Source organism: Radicibacter daui, from assembly GCA_030657355.1.
Lineage (GTDB): Bacteria > Pseudomonadota > Alphaproteobacteria > Radicibacterales > Radicibacteraceae > Radicibacter > Radicibacter daui.
Genome location: CP131056.1, coordinates 2,718,528 through 2,738,000 on the forward strand (window position 1 = coordinate 2,718,528; position 19,473 = coordinate 2,738,000).

18 protein-coding genes are annotated in these 19,473 nt (G+C 62.6%); 15 read left to right on the forward strand and 3 right to left on the reverse strand.

What is annotated here, in order from left to right; genetic code table 11:
• Positions 1 to 150 precede the first annotated feature (150 nt).
• The 3 genes from QTL98_RS12865 (at position 151) to QTL98_RS12875 (ending at position 3,375) form a co-directional block, all read left to right on the forward strand.
• Positions 151 to 1,542, forward strand: a complete 1,392-nt coding sequence (locus QTL98_RS12865) for a PDZ domain-containing protein (protein ID WP_445678868.1) — start codon at positions 151 to 153, stop codon at positions 1,540 to 1,542.
• Positions 1,543 to 1,704: 162 nt separating this feature from the next.
• Positions 1,705 to 2,748 (forward strand): tRNA dihydrouridine(20/20a) synthase DusA, encoded by a 1,044-nt coding sequence (gene dusA, locus QTL98_RS12870; RefSeq protein ID WP_445678869.1) that lies wholly within the window; start codon positions 1,705 to 1,707, stop codon positions 2,746 to 2,748.
• 285 nt (positions 2,749 to 3,033) lie between these two features.
• On the forward strand, positions 3,034 to 3,375 hold the full coding sequence (locus QTL98_RS12875) for a hypothetical protein (protein WP_445678870.1): 342 nt from the start codon (positions 3,034 to 3,036) through the stop codon (positions 3,373 to 3,375).
• Between the two features lie 49 nt (positions 3,376 to 3,424).
• On the opposite strand, the gene QTL98_RS12880 is transcribed toward QTL98_RS12875, so the two are convergent.
• The gene (locus tag QTL98_RS12880) at positions 3,425 to 4,360 is read right to left on the reverse strand and encodes a branched-chain amino acid ABC transporter permease (RefSeq protein ID WP_445678871.1); all 936 of its coding nucleotides are present in this window, start codon (positions 4,358 to 4,360) and stop codon (positions 3,425 to 3,427) included.
• Positions 4,361 to 4,616: 256 nt separating this feature from the next.
• Here QTL98_RS12880 and QTL98_RS12885 point away from each other — a divergent pair, with 256 nt between their 5' ends.
• From QTL98_RS12885 to QTL98_RS12895, 3 genes are all read left to right on the forward strand, one after another.
• Entirely contained in the window at positions 4,617 to 5,126 is a 510-nt protein-coding gene (locus QTL98_RS12885) for a hypothetical protein (RefSeq protein ID WP_445678872.1), read from the forward strand.
• 73 nt (positions 5,127 to 5,199) lie between these two features.
• Positions 5,200 to 5,685: a hypothetical protein gene (locus tag QTL98_RS12890; RefSeq protein ID WP_445678873.1), complete on the forward strand. Its 486-nt coding sequence runs from the start codon at positions 5,200 to 5,202 to the stop codon at positions 5,683 to 5,685.
• Positions 5,686 to 5,760: 75 nt separating this feature from the next.
• A complete protein-coding gene (locus QTL98_RS12895; RefSeq protein WP_445678874.1) occupies positions 5,761 to 6,297 on the forward strand; it encodes a DUF4269 domain-containing protein in 537 nt (178 codons plus the stop codon).
• 18 nt (positions 6,298 to 6,315) lie between these two features.
• On the opposite strand, the gene QTL98_RS12900 is transcribed toward QTL98_RS12895, so the two are convergent.
• Positions 6,316 to 7,026: a GntR family transcriptional regulator gene (locus QTL98_RS12900; protein ID WP_445678875.1), complete on the reverse strand. Its 711-nt coding sequence runs from the start codon at positions 7,024 to 7,026 to the stop codon at positions 6,316 to 6,318.
• 190 nt (positions 7,027 to 7,216) lie between these two features.
• Here QTL98_RS12900 and QTL98_RS12905 point away from each other — a divergent pair, with 190 nt between their 5' ends.
• The 9 genes from QTL98_RS12905 to QTL98_RS12945 all read left to right on the forward strand — a co-directional run bounded on the left by QTL98_RS12905 (position 7,217) and on the right by QTL98_RS12945 (position 17,402).
• Positions 7,217 to 8,161, forward strand: a complete 945-nt coding sequence (locus QTL98_RS12905) for an ABC transporter permease (protein ID WP_445678876.1) — start codon at positions 7,217 to 7,219, stop codon at positions 8,159 to 8,161.
• 1 nt (position 8,162) lies between these two features.
• Positions 8,163 to 9,059: an ABC transporter permease gene (locus QTL98_RS12910; protein ID WP_445678877.1), complete on the forward strand. Its 897-nt coding sequence runs from the start codon at positions 8,163 to 8,165 to the stop codon at positions 9,057 to 9,059.
• 1 nt (position 9,060) lies between these two features.
• Positions 9,061 to 10,026 (forward strand): ABC transporter ATP-binding protein, encoded by a 966-nt coding sequence (locus tag QTL98_RS12915; protein ID WP_445678878.1) that lies wholly within the window; start codon positions 9,061 to 9,063, stop codon positions 10,024 to 10,026.
• The gene (locus tag QTL98_RS12920) at positions 10,023 to 11,042 is read left to right on the forward strand and encodes an oligopeptide/dipeptide ABC transporter ATP-binding protein (RefSeq protein WP_445678879.1); all 1,020 of its coding nucleotides are present in this window, start codon (positions 10,023 to 10,025) and stop codon (positions 11,040 to 11,042) included. The genes QTL98_RS12915 and QTL98_RS12920 overlap by 4 nt, the downstream gene beginning before the upstream one ends.
• Positions 11,039 to 12,598, forward strand: a complete 1,560-nt coding sequence (locus QTL98_RS12925) for an ABC transporter substrate-binding protein (protein ID WP_445678880.1) — start codon at positions 11,039 to 11,041, stop codon at positions 12,596 to 12,598. The genes QTL98_RS12920 and QTL98_RS12925 overlap by 4 nt, the downstream gene beginning before the upstream one ends.
• Before the next feature lie 86 nt (positions 12,599 to 12,684).
• On the forward strand, positions 12,685 to 13,959 hold the full coding sequence (locus QTL98_RS12930; RefSeq protein WP_445678881.1) for an MFS transporter: 1,275 nt from the start codon (positions 12,685 to 12,687) through the stop codon (positions 13,957 to 13,959).
• Between the two features lie 13 nt (positions 13,960 to 13,972).
• Positions 13,973 to 15,958, forward strand: coding sequence for a CocE/NonD family hydrolase (locus QTL98_RS12935; RefSeq protein WP_445678882.1), 1,986 nt, complete (start codon positions 13,973 to 13,975; stop codon positions 15,956 to 15,958).
• Positions 15,959 to 15,978: 20 nt separating this feature from the next.
• On the forward strand, positions 15,979 to 16,620 hold the full coding sequence (locus tag QTL98_RS12940) for a DUF1989 domain-containing protein (RefSeq protein ID WP_445678883.1): 642 nt from the start codon (positions 15,979 to 15,981) through the stop codon (positions 16,618 to 16,620).
• Positions 16,620 to 17,402, forward strand: a complete 783-nt coding sequence (locus QTL98_RS12945) for a nitrilase-related carbon-nitrogen hydrolase (RefSeq protein ID WP_445678884.1) — start codon at positions 16,620 to 16,622, stop codon at positions 17,400 to 17,402. Before QTL98_RS12940 ends, QTL98_RS12945 begins: the two co-directional genes overlap by 1 nt.
• Before the next feature lie 55 nt (positions 17,403 to 17,457).
• On the opposite strand, the gene ggt is transcribed toward QTL98_RS12945, so the two are convergent.
• Entirely contained in the window at positions 17,458 to 19,221 is a 1,764-nt protein-coding gene (gene ggt / locus QTL98_RS12950; RefSeq protein ID WP_445678885.1) for a gamma-glutamyltransferase, read from the reverse strand.
• Positions 19,222 to 19,473: the final 252 nt, after the last annotated feature.

The following is a 19,473-nucleotide window of genomic DNA, read 5'->3' on the forward strand; positions in this document are numbered from 1 at the left end:
CCTCCCTGTCGTCCTCAACTGGCTCGGCGATCAGCAGCCCTGAAAAATGGCTGACACAACCGCTCTGGACGCCATTGCATCCAAACTTCAAAAAATTGTATAGCCGTAATAAGCCGAATTAAAATTTCTATAATGATATGGGTGCAAAACGTGAAAAAAAGCGGCGCCTTAAAAACGATACTAAAAACTACCTTTCTTTCGGCCATTGGAACATTAGTACTAGGCTTGGGCGGCTGCGCCCTCGATCCAGCAGGACTGGCAATTTCTGCCGCCGGATCACTGTACAGCCCCCCGGATCCAGCAACCGTAATCGTGCCTGAATTCAAAAACAGCTTCGGAGCCTACAATTGCCCGTCGCTGGCTGAAGCAGAAGTTACTCTCAAGGCAGATTCGAATGATCCCGGTGATGTCGTGTTGTTGGGCGCGCTCGAGGCCATAAGGCAGCTGAAAGCGGAAAAAGGCTGCTCAGCCATTACGCAGACTGCCCCCACTCAGACATCGGCAAATTCAACGGCCAATAACGTTTCTCAAACGCCCCCCGACCTTCAGGGCGGTTTCGGCCTAGAGATCGAAACTCTGTCGAGTTCGATTGGCACCGCAATCGGCCTAAACCCGGCTCAGGGTGCCGTCGTGATCAGCGCCCTCAAAGGGGGAACTGGCGAAAAAGCTGGCCTTGAACCACTGGACGTCATTGTCGAAGTCGCGGGCCAGAAAGTGGCAAATGCCGCCGACCTGCAAGGTATCGTCTCGAAAATGCGCCCGGGTTTCAATGCACCGGTCCGGATATGGCGCGATCATACGTTCGCAGATCTGACGGTTGAGGTAGCAACACCACAGGCCCCCGTTGCCGCAACGGCCGCGGCGCCCGCAGCGGCAAATTCCGCCTCGACAGAGTCCAGGCGCGGATGGCTTGGCGTCGTTGTGTTCAGCGAAAGCCTCTCTATACCTCTCGTGCGTGATCTGAATCTGCCGGACGCACACGGCGTCCTGGTGGTCGGAACCGGCATGGAAAGCGCTGCAGCGCAGGCCGGTCTGAAAGCCTTCGATATTATCCAGTCGATAGACGGCCAGGCGTTTGACCGCCCTGACCAGCTGTTAAGCTACCTGTCATCCCGCAAGGCCGGAAACACGGTCAATATTCAGATATTGCGCAATCATTCCACCATCCCCCTCACCGCCACCCTAAAGGCAGAGGAACCGGCCAATCCCCCCGTCCCGGCAGGTGTTGAAATCTACTGCTATGCCACGGCGTCCCCGTATGTTCCCGAACAGGGTGGCAGCGTTTACTGGATAAGCACCCTGTTCCCGGTTCCCGGCGCCACCCTGAAAACCGCGGTCGAGCACGGGAATGTCGTCGGCCCGCAATTCAGACAATATCTGATCAGCCAAGGGATAAGCCCCGGGAAGGTCGAGGCTGCATTCGGCATTTGCAGCACCTACGGGTCGGCCAACGACAGCCTTCAGGCGTCTGTGGCCCGCAACAAGACCGCAGCCTTTACGTCAACCGGCTCAACCATCGTCACCCTCCGCTGGGCTCCCTGAGCCCGGCCGGCACAAGGCGCACGCAGGGCGATCACGCGTTACCCTGCGGCGCGTCAACCTCGATCATCGGCTCACGCTGCCAGGAATGTGGCCGGCCGCATGGCTCCCTTGCCGGGGCATAACTTGCCAAAATCCGGCTTTGACGTCATAACCCGCCCCATCATGACATCCCTGCCGCCCCTGAGCCGCCGCCTGTCGGTGGCGCCGATGATGGACTGGACCGACCGGCACGACCGGTTTTTCCTGCGCCTCATGGCGCCGCGCGCGCTGCTTTACACCGAGATGGTGACGACGGGCGCGATCAGGCATGGCGACCGCCAGCGCCTGCTGGGCTTCAGCCCGCAAGAGCAACCGCTTGCCCTGCAACTGGGCGGCAGTGACCCGGCAGAACTCGCAAGCTCGGCAAAGGTGGGCGCCGACTGGGGTTACCGCGAGATCAACCTCAATGTCGGCTGCCCGAGCGACCGCGTGCAGTCCGGCCGCTTCGGCGCCTGCCTGATGGCCGACCCGAAGCTGGTGGGTACTTGCGTTACCGCCATGCGCGAGGCGGTGGATATCGATGTAACCGTCAAGCACCGTATCGGCATTGACGGGCGCGAGAGTTACGAGGAACTGACGGATTTCGTCGGCATCGTCGCCGAAGCCGGCTGCGCCTCTTTTACCGTACATGCCCGCATCGCCATCCTTGCCGGCCTCAGCCCCAAGGAAAACCGCGAGATCCCGCCGCTCAAATATGACTGGGTCTACCGGTTGAAGCGGGACTTCCCGCAGCTGGAGATCTGTATCAATGGCGGGATCAAGACCGGCGAGGCCATCACCGGGCATCTGGTCCATACCGACGGCGTGATGATTGGCCGCGAGGCCTATCAAAATCCGTGGTTTATGGTGGAAGCTGAAGAACGTGCCTTCGGCCCCTCCCCCGATCTGCCGGAAAGCCGCGAGGCGGTAGTCGACCGCCTGCTGCCCTATATCGAGCGCGAATGTGCGGCCGGCACGCCGCTTCCCGCCATCAGCCGGCATATTCTCGGCCTCTTCTCCGGCCTGCCCGGCGGGCGCGCCTGGCGGCGCCATCTGTCCGAAAACGCCTTCCGCCCCGGCGCCGGTGCGGATGTGGTGCGCGGCGCCCTGGACGCCCTGCTCATAGCTGCACAGAGCGTACGCGCCGGCGGCACAAGCAACGATGCCGGGCGCGACGCCGCAGAATAGCGCTGCGGGACCGCAAGGGCACCCTTCCGCCCCTCTGACCTTCTTTTTGCGTTGTTTTTCACTAGACGAATGATCGGCAGCCTCCACACACAAATGGAAAAATACTTCCACCAATACAAATAATCAGATTATCTGTGCACTGGGGAATACAACCCCATCAAAGCGCTCACCTTCCCGATTTCTCACAACGGCGCCCAGTAAAAGAGAAACAAGTTTGAGACATAACACCGCACTCACTGTATGTTTTTCCGATAATTGAAAAACACATCAGAGAGAGACTGCCTTATGCGGTTTTTTTTGAGGTCTATGCTGACGGGATGCTTTCTGACCCTTGCCCTTTCAGGCGCAGCAACCGGCGCGATGGCAAAAGACAGGCATGTGAAGATCACCAACAACACCGACAGCATCCTGTCTGAATTTTATGCCTCAGATGTCGAAAGTGAAGATTGGGAAGAGGACATCCTGGGCGCCGATGTTCTGCGCCCGGGCGAAAGCTCCAATATCGATATCGATGACGGATCAGGTTCCTGTCATTTTGACTTCAGAGCTGTATTCGAAGACGGAACAAAAATTGTGGATGAGTCCGTAAACGTTTGCAGAACAAGAGTTTTTACCTACGGTGACTGACACGAGGCGCCAGGCCGGCTAAAACCGGCCCGGCGCCTTGCACCGGTGCTCACACCCTCGCCGGGTTGCGCTCCAGCAAACCATCCGGCCGCAGGATCAGCAGCAGGGTGAGGCCGACAAACACCGCCACATCGCGGTAGAGAAAACCAAAATAGGCGGCATAGAAGGTTTCAAAAAAAGCCAGCACCACCGCACCGATCAGCGCACCGGTGAAGGAAGTGAGCCCGCCCAGCACGGCAGCGAAGAGCGCCTTGAGCCCCATCATCAGCCCCATATAAAAACTGACGCTGCCATAATAGATGGCAATGATGGCGCCGGAGACGCCGGCGGACACCCCGGCCAGAATGTAGGAAACCAGCTGGATACGGCTGGCATCCACCCCCAGCAGCGCCGCCATGGCGATATCCTGCGAACAGGCGCGCCACAGGCGGCCGAAGCGGCTGTGGGTGGCGTACCACACCAGAAGCCCCGCCAGCACGAAGCCCAGCACGGTAACCAGTATCTGGATGAAGGTGGCCTGCACCGGAAACACCGGGGAGGCGATCAGCCGGATCGGCTGGGCAAACAGCGGTGGCAGCGTCTTGTCGCGGCTGCTGTTGGCAAGGCGCGCTGCCTCCTCCAGCAGGATGGAAAGGCCGATGGTGGCAACCAGCATGGCAAGCGAGCGACGGCCCAGCAGCGGGCGCGCCACAAGGCGGTCCACCACCACCGCAACAGCCACCGTGGTGATAATGCCAAGCCCGGTGCCCAGCAGCGCGATGATCGGCAGCGGCAGGCCGGTCAGGAACACCATGAGGGTGATCTGGTTGAGCGTCGTATAGGCGCCCCACATGGAAAAGCTGCCAAAGGCAAGGTTGACCTGGCCGGAAACGCCATAGACCAGCACATAGGCGACGGTGAGAAGCGCATAGAAGGCGGAAAGCTGGGTGGCATTGATGAGCTGCTGCAGGAAAAACAACAGCTCCGGCATCTCCCCGATCTGCACCGCGCCCGCCCTCCCGGCCTGTCCCCACCGGCAGCCTGCCCCGGCAAGCCCCGCTTTTGCCAGCATCAAGCGCGGGCCGCGGGCAAACTGTCAATCATCGCGGAGCTTGCGGCAGGCAAGGCGTTCCGGTCAGGCCTGGTCCGTGGCCGGCTGCGCGTGGCAGTTGCAGGCCCTGCCATCAGCCGTCATCATCTGGAAAACATCGCTGCCGGCGCCTGCAGGCCCCGGCACCGGTAGAACAGGTGAGAGCTCCCGCATGTCCTCCTTTGCCCCGCTCCCTTCCCTGATCCAGTTCGGCCGGCGCGGCCTGATTGCCCTTTCGGTCGCCGCCCTGCTGGTAACCGCCTGCGGCAAGAAGGAAGAGGCAAAGAACAGCCCCTGGTTCAGCTTCAGCGGCGGCGGCTTTGTGTTCAACTACCGGGAGGCAGAGGCCTATTACGGCTTCATCGCCAAGGTCGAGCGAACGCTACCGGAGAATGCGACGGTGGAAGCGAGCTTCGAGAACCCGGCCGGCGGCCCCGATCTGGTGCTGACCCAGCCCGCGATGGCAAACCGCATCACCTATGTGTTCCAGTCCCCGCCCCTTACCGGCATCGTCAAGGCTAAGCCCTACAAGGCGACCCTGCGCCTCAAGGACAACAAGAGTGGCAAACTGCTGGGGGAGGTAACCACCAGCTTTACCTCCAGCGAGGACCAGAGCGTGATGCCGCTGCGTCCGCTGGTGGAGGGGCCGGCGGATAGCGATACCCCCTCCTGGCTGCGCTGATTACCGCCCTCTCCTCTACCGCTCTTCGCCTTCCGTGATACCGGCCCCAACAGGCTCAAGGACAAAGCCCGCCATGCCAGCCTTCACAGCTCCCCGCCGCAGCCTGCTGATCGCCGCCGCCTGCCTTGGCCTGCTGGCCGCCTGCGGCGATGACGACAGCAAACCCTACTTCAGCTTTACCGGCGGCGGTTTCATCTTCAATTACCGCGTGGCCGACAGTTATTACGGCTTCGTCGCCAAGGTGGAACGCAAGCTGCCGGAAGGCGGCACGGTGGAAGCGAGCTTCGAGGATCCGTCGGGCGGCCCGGCTTTTGTGGTGACGCAGCCGGTCAGGCCTGAGCGTATCAGCTACGCCTTCCGCTCGCCGCCGCTGAAGGGCGTCGTCAAGGACAAGCCCTACAAGGTGACGCTGAAGCTCCTGGACAAGGACGGCAGCACGGTGATTGCCGAATATGACAAGACCTACACTTCCAGCCTTGATGAAGAGATCATGCCCGAGGAGCCGCTGACCATCGGCCCCGGTTACGCAAAGAACCCCAACGCCCCCGCCAACCCGTAAAAAGCCGGCACAGCGGCATCGGCGCGACGTTCTTGTCATAGCCTGATCATCATCAGGGCGGTAAGGTCCTTCCCCATGAGCCGCCCGCCCTACCGCGATGCCGTGCGTAATTCAGGCATCCTCACCATTCTGGCCGCGTTTGACCCGCATCTTGCCGGCACGCCGCCGCTTGGCATTGCCCTGCCGGCGAGCGACCTCGATGTGCTGTGCCACGCCCCGGATGCCGCGGCCTTCACCCGCGCCGTGTGGGATGCCTTCAGCGCCTATCCGGAATTCACCCTGCGGCAGTGGATGGGCGAAGGGCGGCCGGTGATCGCCAGCTTCTACGCCTTCGGCTGGCCGTTCGAGATTTTCGGCGCCGCCCTGCCGGTGCGGGAACAAACGGGCTGGCGGCATTTCGATATCGAGCGCCGGCTGCTTGCCCTCGGGGGCGAGGCCTTCCGCGCCGAGATCATTGAAGCGCGGCGCACCAACATGAAGACGGAGCCCGCCTTCGCCGCCGTGCTGGGGCTTGGCGGTAACCCTTACGAGGCGCTGCTGGCACTTGAGGGACAGGCGGACTTAGAGCTGGCCGGGCTCCTGAGGCAAGCCGGATACGCCGGCGCAGACTGACCGGAAACCGGCGTCACCTTATCCAATCCACAGCGGCGTTGCGTGCCGGGCCGTCAGAACGGCTTTCAGCAGCACGGCCCGCGTACCCTCGATATGATCGGTGATGGCGGAGCGTGCCCGGGCCACATCGCGATCTTTCATCGCGCCAACGATGTCGGCATGCGTTGCGTGGATATCGGGGTAGGCCACTTCCGAGCGCGCTTCGATATAGAAAAACCGCTCCAGCTCATTGAGGAGCTGCAGGACGGATCGATGCAGCCGCGCATTGTGCGCTGCCTGTGCAATCAGTTCATGAAACCGGTTATTGATCTCGTTCGCACGATCCGGATTGGCTCGGTAAATATCGTCCGGCACGGAAGCCGAAAGAGAAGCGAGCTGCTCCAGTTCCTTGTCGCTTGCGCGGACGACGGCCAGCTCTGTGGCACCGGCCTCCACAATCTGTCTCATGTCGAAAATCTCATTGATATCTGACACTTTGACAGGCTCGACCATGTATCCGCGACGAGGATAGGCGCGCACCATTCCTTCGAACTGCAGCCGCATCAACGCCTCTCTCACCGGCGTCTTGCTCATGGAGAGGCGCTCGGCGATGTCGAGCTCGGTGAACTCGTGGCCTGGCAACATGGCGCATTCAACTATTTCTTTTCGCAAAAGCTTGTAAGCCTGCTCAGTGAGCGAGGTTTTTACTGCCTTTCGGCCATTATTTTCTGCGCTTTCATATAATTTCATTTTTATCACATCCCCCCGATCATTTTTAGTGCAAACGCTGCCTAATTTTGCGGCGCAAAAAACACTTGAAACGGTAAGATAGTCAATAACATACTTCGTAATATATTATGAAACACCCTTAGGCGTACACACTTTTTCGGCGAGGGCCGATCAACGGTCCCGCGAGCAAGGCAACAGCGGAGAACGACACGTGATCAGTTACGTGCTCAGACAGGTGGGCCTTTCAGTGGGCGTGCTTGTTTCGGCAATCATCATCCTGTTCAGCCTGATTTATCTGGTGCCGGGCGATCCAGCGACGATCGCCCTCGGCCCGAGAGCCAGCGAGCAGCAGAAGATTGTCTTCCGCCAGTCGATGGGGCTCGACCAGCCCGTTCCGGTCCAGGCTTTCCATTTTGTCAGCAAGCTTGCCACGGGCGATCTGGGGACTGACCTGCTCACCCGCCAGCCCGTCTTGCGGCTTGTCGGCGCCGCGCTGCCAAAAACGGTCACGCTTGCTCTCACCGGCCTTGGCTGGGCGCTTCTGCTCGGCGTGCCGATGGGTTGCATCTCCGCCATGCGGCCCGACAGCATGACCGACCGCCTGATCGGCCTCGTGTCGACCAGCGTCGTGGCGCTGCCGTCCTTTCTGCTCGCAATCTACCTGCTAATCGCGTTCGCGGTAACACTTCGCTGGTTGCCGGCCATGGGGGCGGGAGAGCCCGGAGACATCGGCGACCAGATCCAGCATCTGATTTTGCCGGCTTTTGCCGTTGGCCTCGGCTGGGTGGGCTATATCGCGCGGCTGGTGCGTGCCTCCCTTCTCGAAACACTGCAGGAAAATCACGTGCGCACCTATCGGGCGTTCGGCGTTTCCGACACGCGGATCGCCATGCGCTACGCCCTGCCCATCGCCATGATCCCCGTGGTGGCGGTTATCGGGGTCGGGCTCGGCAATCTGCTGTCAGGCGCCGTGCTGGTTGAGGTGGTGTTTTCGAGACCGGGGCTCGGCTCACTCGCCCACGATGCCGTCACCACCCGCAACTCGCCGGTTCTCGTCGGCACCGTGCTGGTGACAACGCTGCTCTACATTGCCGCCAACCTTTCGACCGACATTCTCTCGGCGCTGCTCGATCCGCGCCTCCGCAAGGAGGCCTGATATGACAACAGTTGAAGAAACCCCGCCGGTTTCTGCGCCCCCTGCCCTGAAAGCCCTGCCCGGCTGGAGCACGGTACGCAGGCTCCTCTCCAGCCCTTCCGGCGCGATCGCCCTTGTCGTTGTAGTCGCGCTGGTATTTTGCGCCGTCTTCGCCCCTCTGGTCGCGCCTTATGATCCGGTCCAGATCGCGCCGCGCATCCGCTTCCAGGGGCCCAGTCTCGAGCACTGGCTGGGAACCGACCAGCTCGGCAGGGACGTGCTGTCGAGGGTTATCTTCGGCACCCGCGTCGCCTTCAAGGTTGCCCTTTCCGGAACCGCGGCAGCGCTTCTGCTGGGCCTCGTCCTCGGCATCGTCGCCGGTCTCGGCAAAAGCTGGATCGACGGCGTCCTGCTCCTGGTCTGCGACGCCATGCGGTCACTGCCCATGATCCTTTTCGCACTTGCCGTGGTCGCCATTTACGGCCCGAGCATGGCGACGCTGATTACCGTTATCACCTTCTCGATGGCGCCCGGCTATTTCCGGGTGGTGCGCAACCAGGTGCTGGTGCTGCGCAACATGGACTTTGTTGTTGCCTCCCAGTCCATGGGTGCATCACTGGGGCGGGTTGCCATCACCCATCTGGTGCCCAACCTGATCGGGCCGATCATCGTCCTGATCGCAATGGACATCCCGGCCGTCATCGGGATCGAGTCCGGCCTCTCCTTTCTGGGACAGGGGATCCAGCCGCCGGAGGCAAGCTGGGGAACCATGCTGAGCGACGGCTACAGCTTCCTCCGCCAGGCGCCCCATCTCGCCATCGCCTCCGGCCTGCCCGTCATTGTCGCCACTATCGCCTTCACCTTCCTTGGCGAAGCGCTGCGCGACGTGCTCGACCCCAAGAGCTCGAGGGGGCGGTGACATGACAGCCATCATCGACATGAATGATTTCTCGATCACCTATGCCGGAGAGCGCGGGCCTGTGCCCGCCGTCCGCGGGGTCAACCTGACGCTTGAGAAAGGCAGGATCCTCGGCCTTGTCGGCGAGAGCGGCTCAGGCAAGTCCAGCCTCGTCAGCGCCATGCTGGCCTTGTTGCCGAAGAGCGCAAAAGTCTCTGGCCGGCTGTCGATCGGCGCAGACGACCTTTATGCGCTGAGCGAGGCACAACGGCGGGCAATGCGCGGCCAACGTCTCGCCACCGTCTCCCAGGACCCCTTTACCGCGCTCAATCCCGTCATCCGGATCGGGGCACAGCTGGTTGAATTCCAGCACCGGCTGAAGGGAATAAGCCGATCGCAAAAGCTGGAACGCGCGCGCGAAATGCTGGCGCGCGTCGGCATCTCCGATCCCGGAACAAGGCTTACGCAGTATCCGCACCAGCTTTCCGGCGGGCTGCGCCAGCGCGTTGCCATCGCGGCGGCGCTTCTCGTCAACCCGTCGATCCTGATCGCCGACGAACCGACGACGGCGCTCGATGCGACCACCGAGGCGGAAGTGATCGAAATCATCCGCGAGCTGCGCGGTGCCGTCGACGGATCGATCGTCTTTGTCACGCACGATATGGGGGTCGTGGCACGACTGTGCGATGACGTGGCCGTCATGTATGCCGGCGAACTTGTCGAGAGCGGCCCCGTTGCCGAGGTGCTTGAGCGCCCGCAGCACCCCTATACACGCGCGCTGCTGGCCTGTGACCCCGCGCGCATAGAAACGCCGTCCCGTTCCCTTCCCACCATTCCCGGCACCGTGCCGTCACCCCACGCGCTGCCGGCCGGTTGCATCTTCTCGCCGCGCTGCGGTGCCGTCATCGACATTTGCCGGTCGGTCCGGCCGGCATTCCTGCCGTCAGACCAGTCACGGGTGGCCTGCCATCGCACGGAGGCATCATGATCCCGCTGCTCGAAGTCAATGATCTGGTCGTGCGCTACCCAGCCGGATCGCTCTTCGGCGCCCTGAAGGGTGAGCCGCGGAAAGTAACCGTTCTTGCCGGCGTGAGCCTGAAGCTCAACCAGGGCGAAACACTGGGCCTCGTCGGCGAGAGCGGGAGCGGAAAGACCACGCTCGGCCGCGCCATCGGCGGCATGACGCCGATGTCCTCCGGTTCGATCACGCTTGCCGGCGTAGGCGCTACCGGGCGGAAAGACGGCTTCTGGAAGGAAATGCGCCGCAATGTCGGCTTCATGTTCCAGGATCCGATGGCGGCGCTCGACCCTCGCATGCTGCTGTCGGCGTCCATAACAGAACCGCTGGCGGTCACTGGAACCGGTCGTGCCGAGCGTCGCCGCCTTTCAGTCGACCTGCTGCGGGAAGTTGGCCTCTCGCCGGATTTCGCCGCCCGTTATCCGCACCAGATCTCGGGCGGCCAGGCACGCCGGGTTACCGTAGCCCGGGCACTCGCCCTGCGCCCCAGGCTCGTCATCGCCGATGAGCCGACCGCAGGCCTCGATCTTTCCGTGCAGGGAGAGCTGCTCAATCTGCTGAACACGATCCAGGCAGACAGCGGCGTGAGCTTTCTGTTCATCACGCACAATCTCGCCGTCGCCCGGCATGTCACGGACCGGATCGCCGTCATGTATCTGGGACGCATCGTCGAGACCGCCCGGACGGCCGACATCTTCGCCCGGCCTGCCCATCCCTACACGCGGGCCCTGCTGTCGACCCACTCCACCGACACTTCCGCCGGGCTGCTCAAGGGCGAAGTGCCGAGCCTCAGGCGGCGCCCGGGCGGCTGCGAGTTTCACACCCGGTGTCCGATCGCCGCCGATCGCTGCCGAAGCGAAGCCCCGAATGAACGGGCCGTCGCTACCGACCACCTCGTCCGCTGCCATTTCCCGCTGGTGCCCGCCAGCGAGGCCACCGAGCAAGCCCCCCTGAACCACCAACCCGTCGTACGGAGTCTCGCATGAAAACATCCCGTTTCAATCGCCGCCAGATCCTTAAATCGATGAGTGCGGCCACTCTTGGCGTGGCCGGTGCCAGCCTGCTGGGAAAGAACTCTGCCTTCGCCATCGAGGGCAAGACGCTGAAGATCTGGAACGACGGCGATATCCGCAATCTGGACCCGGCGACACGGGGTGGCTGGTATGACGAGACCACCATGTTCGCGATCTTCGCCGGACTGGTTCAGTTCAAGTCGGGCGATACATGGGGCTGGCAGCTGGATGCCGCCGAAAACATCGACGACAAGGACCCGCTTGCGATCCCCTTCAAGCTGCGCCCCGGAATGATGTGGACCAACGGTTATGGCGAAGTCACGTCCGAGGACGTGAAATACTCCTACGAGCGTTTCGCCGATCCGAAGGTCAATGCGGTCTATGCCTCGGACTGGGATGCGCTCGACACCGTTGAGATCACCGATAAATATTCCGGCGTCATCAAGCTCAAGAAACCTTTCGCGCCTCTCTTCACCAGCACGCTGCCGCATGCATCCGGCCTGATCGTCTGCAAGGCGGCCCTGGAAAAGAATGGCGGCGTCATCACCACCGACCCCTTCGCGACCTCGGGCCCGTACCAGCTTTCCGACTGGAAGCCGCGGGAGCGCATCACGCTGACCCGCAATCCGGGCTGGAACGGCCCCAAGCCCTACTTCGATGAAATCCAGCTTTACCCGATTGCAGACAAGACGGCGGCTGAAACGGCCTTCGATGCCGGGGATCTCGACGTCACGTCGATCAACATCTCATCGGTCGGCCAGCGCAAGGGGGGTGATGCCACCCTGACGGTCAGGCCGGCACTCGCCTACACCTGGATGGGCATGAATGTCGAAAACCCGAAGCTGAGCGATATCCGGGTGCGCCGCGCTATCCAGCAGGCAATCAATGTTCCGGAGGTGATCTCGGCCACCTTCGGCGATGCTGTGGAGCCCGCATATGGCATCATTCCGCCGCCGCTGCCCGGCGCCCGCACCAAGCTGCTCTATCCCTATAACCCGGCCGCAGCAAAGGCGCTGCTGGCCGAGGCCGGCGTTTCCAACCTGACGATCAAGGTCGAGTTCGGGACGGATGCCGATCTGCTCGTCGCCGGCCAGGTGATGCAGGCCCAATTGGCCGAGGTCGGGATCACGCTCGAGGTCCGCCAGATGGATGGCGCAACCCTGACGGCCCAGCAACAGGACGAAAAAGGCGGCACCTGGAAGGACATCGAGATGTTCTTCATCACCTTCACCACCGCGCCCGACCCGAGCTGGGTCACGGAATGGTTCAAGTGCGACCAGGTCGGCGTCTGGAACTTCCAGCGCACCTGCGACGCCTCCTGGGACAAGGAAAACGACGCCGCGTCCGAGGAGTTTGATGAGACCAAGCGAGCGCAAATGTATGTCGACCTGCAGGACAAGCTGGAGGAAACCGGCGCCTATGTCTTCCTCTACCACGGCTCCAATGCCTGGCTTTCTCCCAAGGGGCTGAAGGGCGCGTGGACGCCCGACGGCCAGTGGGCATTGCTGCGGGAAATGGCGCTCGCCTGAGCCGCTGATCCGGCAGGGAACTATTACCGGATGCTTCCAGGTGCACGGCGTCAAGCCGTGCACCCCCTCTAACTGGCTCCTTTTCAATGACATCCGTGAAGTCGGAAACACCGTCCCTCCCCTGGCGGCAACGCTCGGCGCGCGCCCTGCGCAACCCGCTCTATCGCCGTTACTTTTTTGCCCAGATGCCTCTGGTCGTGGGCTCCTGGATCCATTCGATCGCCGTGGGCTGGCTGATGTGGCGGCTTTCGGCCTCTCCCTGGCTGCTGGGGCTGCTGGCTATTTGCGACATGGGGCCGACCTTCCTGCTCGGGCCGGTCACCGGCACGATCAGCGACCGTATCCGGCGCAGAAACCTTCTGATCCTCACCCAGTCGACCTTCATCATTCTGGTCTCGGCGCTCGCGCTTCTGACCCTTACCAATCACGTGACGCCGGAAATCGTCATGCTGTTCACGCTGTTGCTGGGCATCGTCACCGCCTTCGACAGCCCCTCCCGTCAGGCCTTCGTGGCCGAACTGGTCGGCCTTGATGACCTTCGCAATGCCATCGCCCTCAACTCCATGCTGTTCAATGCCGCCCGGCTGATCGGCCCTGCAGTGGGCGGTGCGATTGTCGCAACCTTCGGCGAAGGGTGGTGCTTTGCGCTCAAGGGGCTCGCCTATGTGCCAATGCTGATCATGCTGATCACCCTCAAGGGCGTGCCCCATCTTGAGCGCGCCAGGGCGCCGTTCTTCCGCGAGATGCGCAGCGGATTTGCCTTTGTCCGCAGCCACGCCCATGCCGGCCGGATCCTGATCCTGGTTGGCATCTGCAGCTTCACCAGCGTGCCCTACTTCTCCTTCCTGCCCATCCTTGCCAACAAGATGCTGAAGTCCGATGCCAGCATCGCCGGCATCCTGATGAGCATTACCGGCGTGGGCGCCGTCTGTGCCGCGATCATACTGACGGTGTTTGATCGCATCACGGTGCTGCAGGTCTATCCGAAATGGTCGGCCTTCCTGCTGGGGCTGGCACAGATCGGCATCGGTTTTTCGACCAGCACGCCCGTTACGGCCGCCCTCGCCCTGCCGATGGGTTTTGCCATCCTGTCGCAAAACCTTGCTTCCAACTCCCTGCTGCAACACTTCACGCCGCCCGCCTATCGCGGGCGGGTAATGGCCATGTACTCGATGATGCTGCTCGGCACCGTTCCTTTCGGCTCGCTCATCGTCGGCGCCGTTGGCGAACGCCTCGGCATGCCCGTCACCTTTATCGCGGGCGGCATCCTGTGCTCGGCAACAGCCCTGCTCGTCGCCTTTCTTCCCAAACCGCCGGAGCTCGATCTTCCCGGGCCTTCCGTCCAACCGTCTGCTGTCTGAAGGAAAATACCTCGTGGATAACACCTATCTCAGCCCCGAAGCCGCGCCCTACCAGCAGATCACCATTCCGCTTGCGGATGGCACGATCCTGACCGCGAGGCTGTGGATGCCGGAGAAGCCGGCGGCCAGGAAGGTCCCGGTGGTGATGGAATGGATCCCCTACCGCCAGTCGGACAACACCGCGGTCGGCGATTCCATGGTGCATGGCTATTTCGCCATGAACGGCATCGCCGCCATCCGCGTCGACCTGCGCGGCAGCGGCAATTCAGATGGCCTTCTGCATGATGAATATCTGAAGCAGGAGCAGGATGATGCCTGCGAGGTCATCGCCTGGCTCGCCGCGCAGGAATGGTGCAACGGCAATGTCGGCATCATCGGCATTTCCTGGGGCGGCTTCGCCGGGCTGCAAATCGCTGCCCGCCGCCCCCCGGCACTCAAGGCCATCATCACCTGCTGCTCCACCGATGACCGTTACAGCGACGACGTTCACTTCATGGGCGGCGGGCTGCTGGTCGATGGCATGCAATGGGGCTCCGGCCTGTTTGCCCAGCTTGGCCGGCCCGCCGATCCGGCCCATGTCGGCGACAGGTGGCGGGAGATGTGGCTCAACCGCCTCGAAAATGTCGAGCCGCCACTGGCGAGCTGGTTTGCCCATATGGAGCGCGACGCGTTCTGGCAGCACGGCTCGGTGTGCGAGAACTTCGACGATATCCAGTGCGCCGTCTATGCCGTGACCGGCTGGGCCGATGGTTATTCCGACCCGGTTCTGCGGCTGATGGAAAACCTCAATGTGCCGCGCAAGGGCATGATCGGCCCCTGGACCCACATGTATCCGAACTGGGGCGTTCCGGGACCGAAGATCGGCTTTCTGGAAGAATGCATGCGCTGGTGGCGCCACTGGCTCCTGGAAGAAAAGACCGGCATCATGGACGAGCCGATGCTGCGGCTCTGGGTCGGCGAGGATCTGAAGCCCCACGCGCGTTATCCCGAAATTGGCGGACGCTGGATCGCCGTGCCGCAATGGCCCTGCGAAGGCAGCCCGGCAACTTTCCATCTTGATGACCGCACCCTGTCATCCGCGCCGGCAAAGGCGATCCGCCCGGTCCGGGTCGATACGGTGCAGGGTCTCGGCGCCTATGGCGGCGAGTGGTGCCCGCTTGATGGCGGGGGCGACGGCCCGGAATTCCATGCCGACAACCGGCCGGATGACGGTCTCTCGGTCTGTTTCGACACGCCCGTGCTGGAAGAAGCCGTTGAGCTTGTGGGCATCCCGCGCCTGAAGCTGGACCTCGCCCTCGATGGCCCGAAGGCAACGGTCATCGTACGGCTGAACGAGATTGGCGAGGACGGCACCTCTGCGCGCGTCACGCTCGCCATCCGCCGCATAACGCGGCCCGAGGGTGTCGCCGCCGGAGAGCGTTTCTCCTATGAAATTCCGCTGAAGGGCGTGGCCTATAAATTCAGGCCCGGCCGCCGTATCCGTGTGGCGCTCTCGACCACCTACTGGCCGATGGTCTGGCCGGAGCCGTCAAAGGGCGGGATCACTTTTTATCCTGAAGCGACCTCCTTCCTGCTGCCTTCCATGCCGGAGGCCGCGGTTCATCAGCTCAAGGAATTCGGCCCGCCGGTCTCCGCCGCCCCCATCCCCTCCGAAGACCTTGTGCCGGGCACCGTCAGCCGGATTGCCAGCTGGGATGCCGTGACAGAAGAAATGCGGCTCATCAGCGCGAGCGAACGCAAGACCTACAAGCTGGGCGAACTCACCCTGGGCGGCCGGGGGGGCCACGGCTATTCGGTCATGCCCCATGACGGTTCTTCCGCCAAAGCCTATTTCGAGAGCGTTCAGCGCTACGAGCGGCCGGGCTGGATGATCCGGCTGGAGACCCGGAGCGACGTGTTCTGGGAAGATGGCAAGCTCATCCTCAAGGCGCGTTATGAGGCTTTCGAGAATGACACCTCCGTCTTCTCGCGCGAGTGGCGCCAGGGCTTCGATTACTGAGCGTGGATGAAGGTTTGAAGATGGCCGTTCAACAATCCGTCATCCGGGTTGCTGCCAGGACCGCCCGTGTCGTCCCCCTGAAAAGGGGCGACACGGTCGATGTGGTCAATATCGAGGGAGGTCAGGTTGTGGACACCTGGGCCTTCCCGGCAGCGGGGCCCGCAGAAGAGCCCTTTGAATACATGTCGATGGAGCATTCCCGCATCCATCACTACCGGCTCATGTTCCGGCCCGGCGATGTACTGATCACCAACCGGCTGCGACCGATCCTGACTTTTGTGGAAGACCATTCCCCTGGCGTGCACGACACGCTCTGCCCCGCCTGCTGCGCCGAAAGCTACCGGCTCTATTACGGGGCGGAAGGCCACCATGCCAATTGCAGCGACAATCTTGCAGGGGCGATGGGGCAGCGGGGCCGGGCGCTGCCCATGGTGCCGACGCCGTGGAACCTCTTCATGCACACCATCGTCGTCAGAGACAGTGCGCTTGAAGATCATGCCAGCGAGGCAAAGCCGGGCGACCATGTGCGCCTGCGGGCGGAAATGGACTGCCTTTTTGCCGTCTCCGCCTGCCCGCAGGACATCATCGTCATCAATGGCGATGATGGCGTGCCGCGCGATATCGAGCTGAGGGTCAGGCCAGCGGCCCCGGAGGCCGGCTGATGTCGCTTACCCGTCTCGATGTCGCCATCTGCCAGCCGGGCCCGCCTCCGAATACGCCGGAAGAAGCACTGTCGCTGGTGCGCCGGTGGCTGGAAAAAGGCCCAAAGGGCGGTCTGCTGGTGATGCCCGAACTGGCTTTGTGCGGGTATGGCGATGCGCAGAGAACCCGCCAGCTTGCCGCGCCGCTCGATGGCAGCTTCATAACCAGCCTCCGGCAGATTGTGCGGGAGGCCGGAACCGGGCTGGTCGCCGGTTTTGCCGAAAAGAGCGCAAACGTGCTCTACAACGCGGTGCTGGCCATAGACGAGACCGGTGAGATCGCTGGCATCTACCGCAAGGTCAATCTCTGGGGAGAGCATGAAAAGGGGCTGTTCACCGTCGGCGCCCCCTCGCCCCCCATCCGCTGGGGCGCCTTCACCCTCGGCCTGCTGGTCTGTCACGATCTCGACTTTCCCGAGACCGCCCGGGACCTTGTACGGCGCGGCGCCGATGTGCTGGTTGCCGCAAGCGCCACCAATCATCGTTACGGGCTGGTGGCGGAGAAGGTTGTGCCCACCCGGGCCTATGAGAATGTCAGTTACATCGTCTATGCCGATGCGGCCGGCCCGGACGGCGATTTTCATTTTCTCGGCGAAAGCCGGATCGTCGCGCCCGATACCAGCCTGCTTGCCCGCTTGCCGGGCCAGGCGCCGGGCATAACCCAGGCACGGCTATCGGCGGCAACCCTCGCCGACATGCGCCAGCGGCACCCCTATCTGCAAAATCCGACATCGGGTTGCTAGGCAGGCTGGCCAATGGCCAATGGCCAGCGCCGACTGACCGGCAACAGACGCGACGCTAATAGCCCGCAGCCAGCCCCGCTGGCCGGCGGTTATCATTCGCTCCTTCCAGCAGGCCCGTTGCCGGGTTGCGCAGGATCGCCTCGTCAGCGCCCCAGGGCGACCGCTCGGTGAACTGGTACCCCATCGCCCCCAGCGCCTTTTGCGTTTCTGGCGTCAGATAACCCGGCTCCACCGACACACTGTCCGGCAGCCACTGGTGATGCAGGCGCGGCGCATCCACGGCCTGCTGCATGTTCATGCCGAAATCGACCACATTGAGAATGCTGCCCAGCACCGTGGAGATGATGGTGGAGCCGCCGGGGCTGCCGGTCACCATGAACAGGCTGCCCTTCTGATCCAGCACGATGGTCGGCGTCATCGAGCTGAGCGGGCGCTTGCCGGGCTCGACCTGATTGGTTTTGCCCTGCACAAGGCCGAAGGCATTGGGCACGCCGGGCTTGGAGGTAAAATCATCCATCTCGTCATTGAGGAAAAAGCCGGTATCGCCGGCGATCTTGCCGTTCCCGAAGAAAAAATTGATTGTGTAGGTCACGGAGGCGGCGTTGCCGGCGGCATCGACGATGGAATAGTGGGTGGTGTGCTCCCCCTCCTCCGCCCCGAGGCCTCCCTTCACCTCTGAAGAAGGCGTCGCACGATCCGGCTTGATCTGGGCGCGGATTTTTTCGGCATAGTCCGGCGACAGCAGCTCATCCACCGGGTTTTCCACGAAAGCGGGGTCGCCGAGGTAAGTGTTGCGGTCGGCAAAGGCGTGACGCGCGGCCTCGACCAGATAATGCGTGGTCTGCGCCGAGCCATATCCCCAGTCGGCCAGCGGATAGGCTTTGAGGGTTTGCAGCATCTGGCAGACCGTGGTGCCGCCGGAGCTGGGCGGCGGGGCGGAAATCACCCGGTAACCGCGATAATCGCAGCTGACCGGCTCACTCCAGGGCGCCGTATAGTCGGCAAAATCCTTGAGGGTAAAAAGCCCGCCATTCTGCTGGCTGGCCGCGACAATCGCCCCGGCAATCGGCCCCGTGTAGAAGGCCGGCGCCCCGTCGGCGGCAATCAGCTCCAGCGTTCTGGCCAGTTGCGGCTGGATAAGACGCTCCCCGGCCTTGTAGGGCGAGCCATCGGCATGGAGAAAGATGCTCGCCACATTGGGCTCGGCGACAAAATCCTTGGCCCGCAGCCCCAGAATCCGGGCGTCGGCCTCATTCAGCACAAAACCGTCGCGCGCCAGCGTTATGGCGGGCGCCATCACGGCGCTGCGCTTCATCGTGCCATACCGCGCCAGCGCCTCTTCCAGCCCCATCACCGTGCCGGGCACGCCGATGGAAAGCCAGGAGCTGCGGCTCAACTCCGGCACCGCATTGCCATCCTTGTCCAGAAACATGGTGGGCGTGGCAGCGAGCGGCGCTTTTTCGCGAAAATCCAGAAACAGGTTCTGCCCGCTTGCCAGATGCAACGTCATGAAGCCGCCACCGCCGATATTGCCGCAGCAGGGATGCACGACAGCGAGAGCGTAACCGACGGCCACCGCCGCATCCACGGCATTGCCGCCTTGTTTGAGGATATCGACCCCGATATCCGTCGCCAGATGTTGGGCCGTCACCACCATCGCGTGAGGCGCGGTGACCGGCATGGCAGCGGCCAGTTTCTCGCGGGTGGCCTCCGGCGCGGCGATGTCAGGCAAGGCGGCTGCGTTGCTCGCACTATCGGCAGCCTCCGCGGCGGTGCTGGCCAGAGCCAGAGCGGCTAGCAGGGCGGAAAGTCGGAGCATCTGGGGGGCCTCGCCGGAAGTTTTTATGCCGTGGCTTACGAGGCTAAACCAGCCTCTTCCGGATCAAAGCATTAAATGGCCGCTGCGGCTGGTGGCAGTGAACCGCGTCACGTCACAACCTTGCCTACCCCCGCCTTCTCGTTCGGTGCCCCTGCCCGATCATAAAACGAGAACAGATTGTCCATCAGCACAATATTGTTGATATAATTGCCTGTATCGGGGAGTGCGACCCGTACTTTCCGGATCATCGGG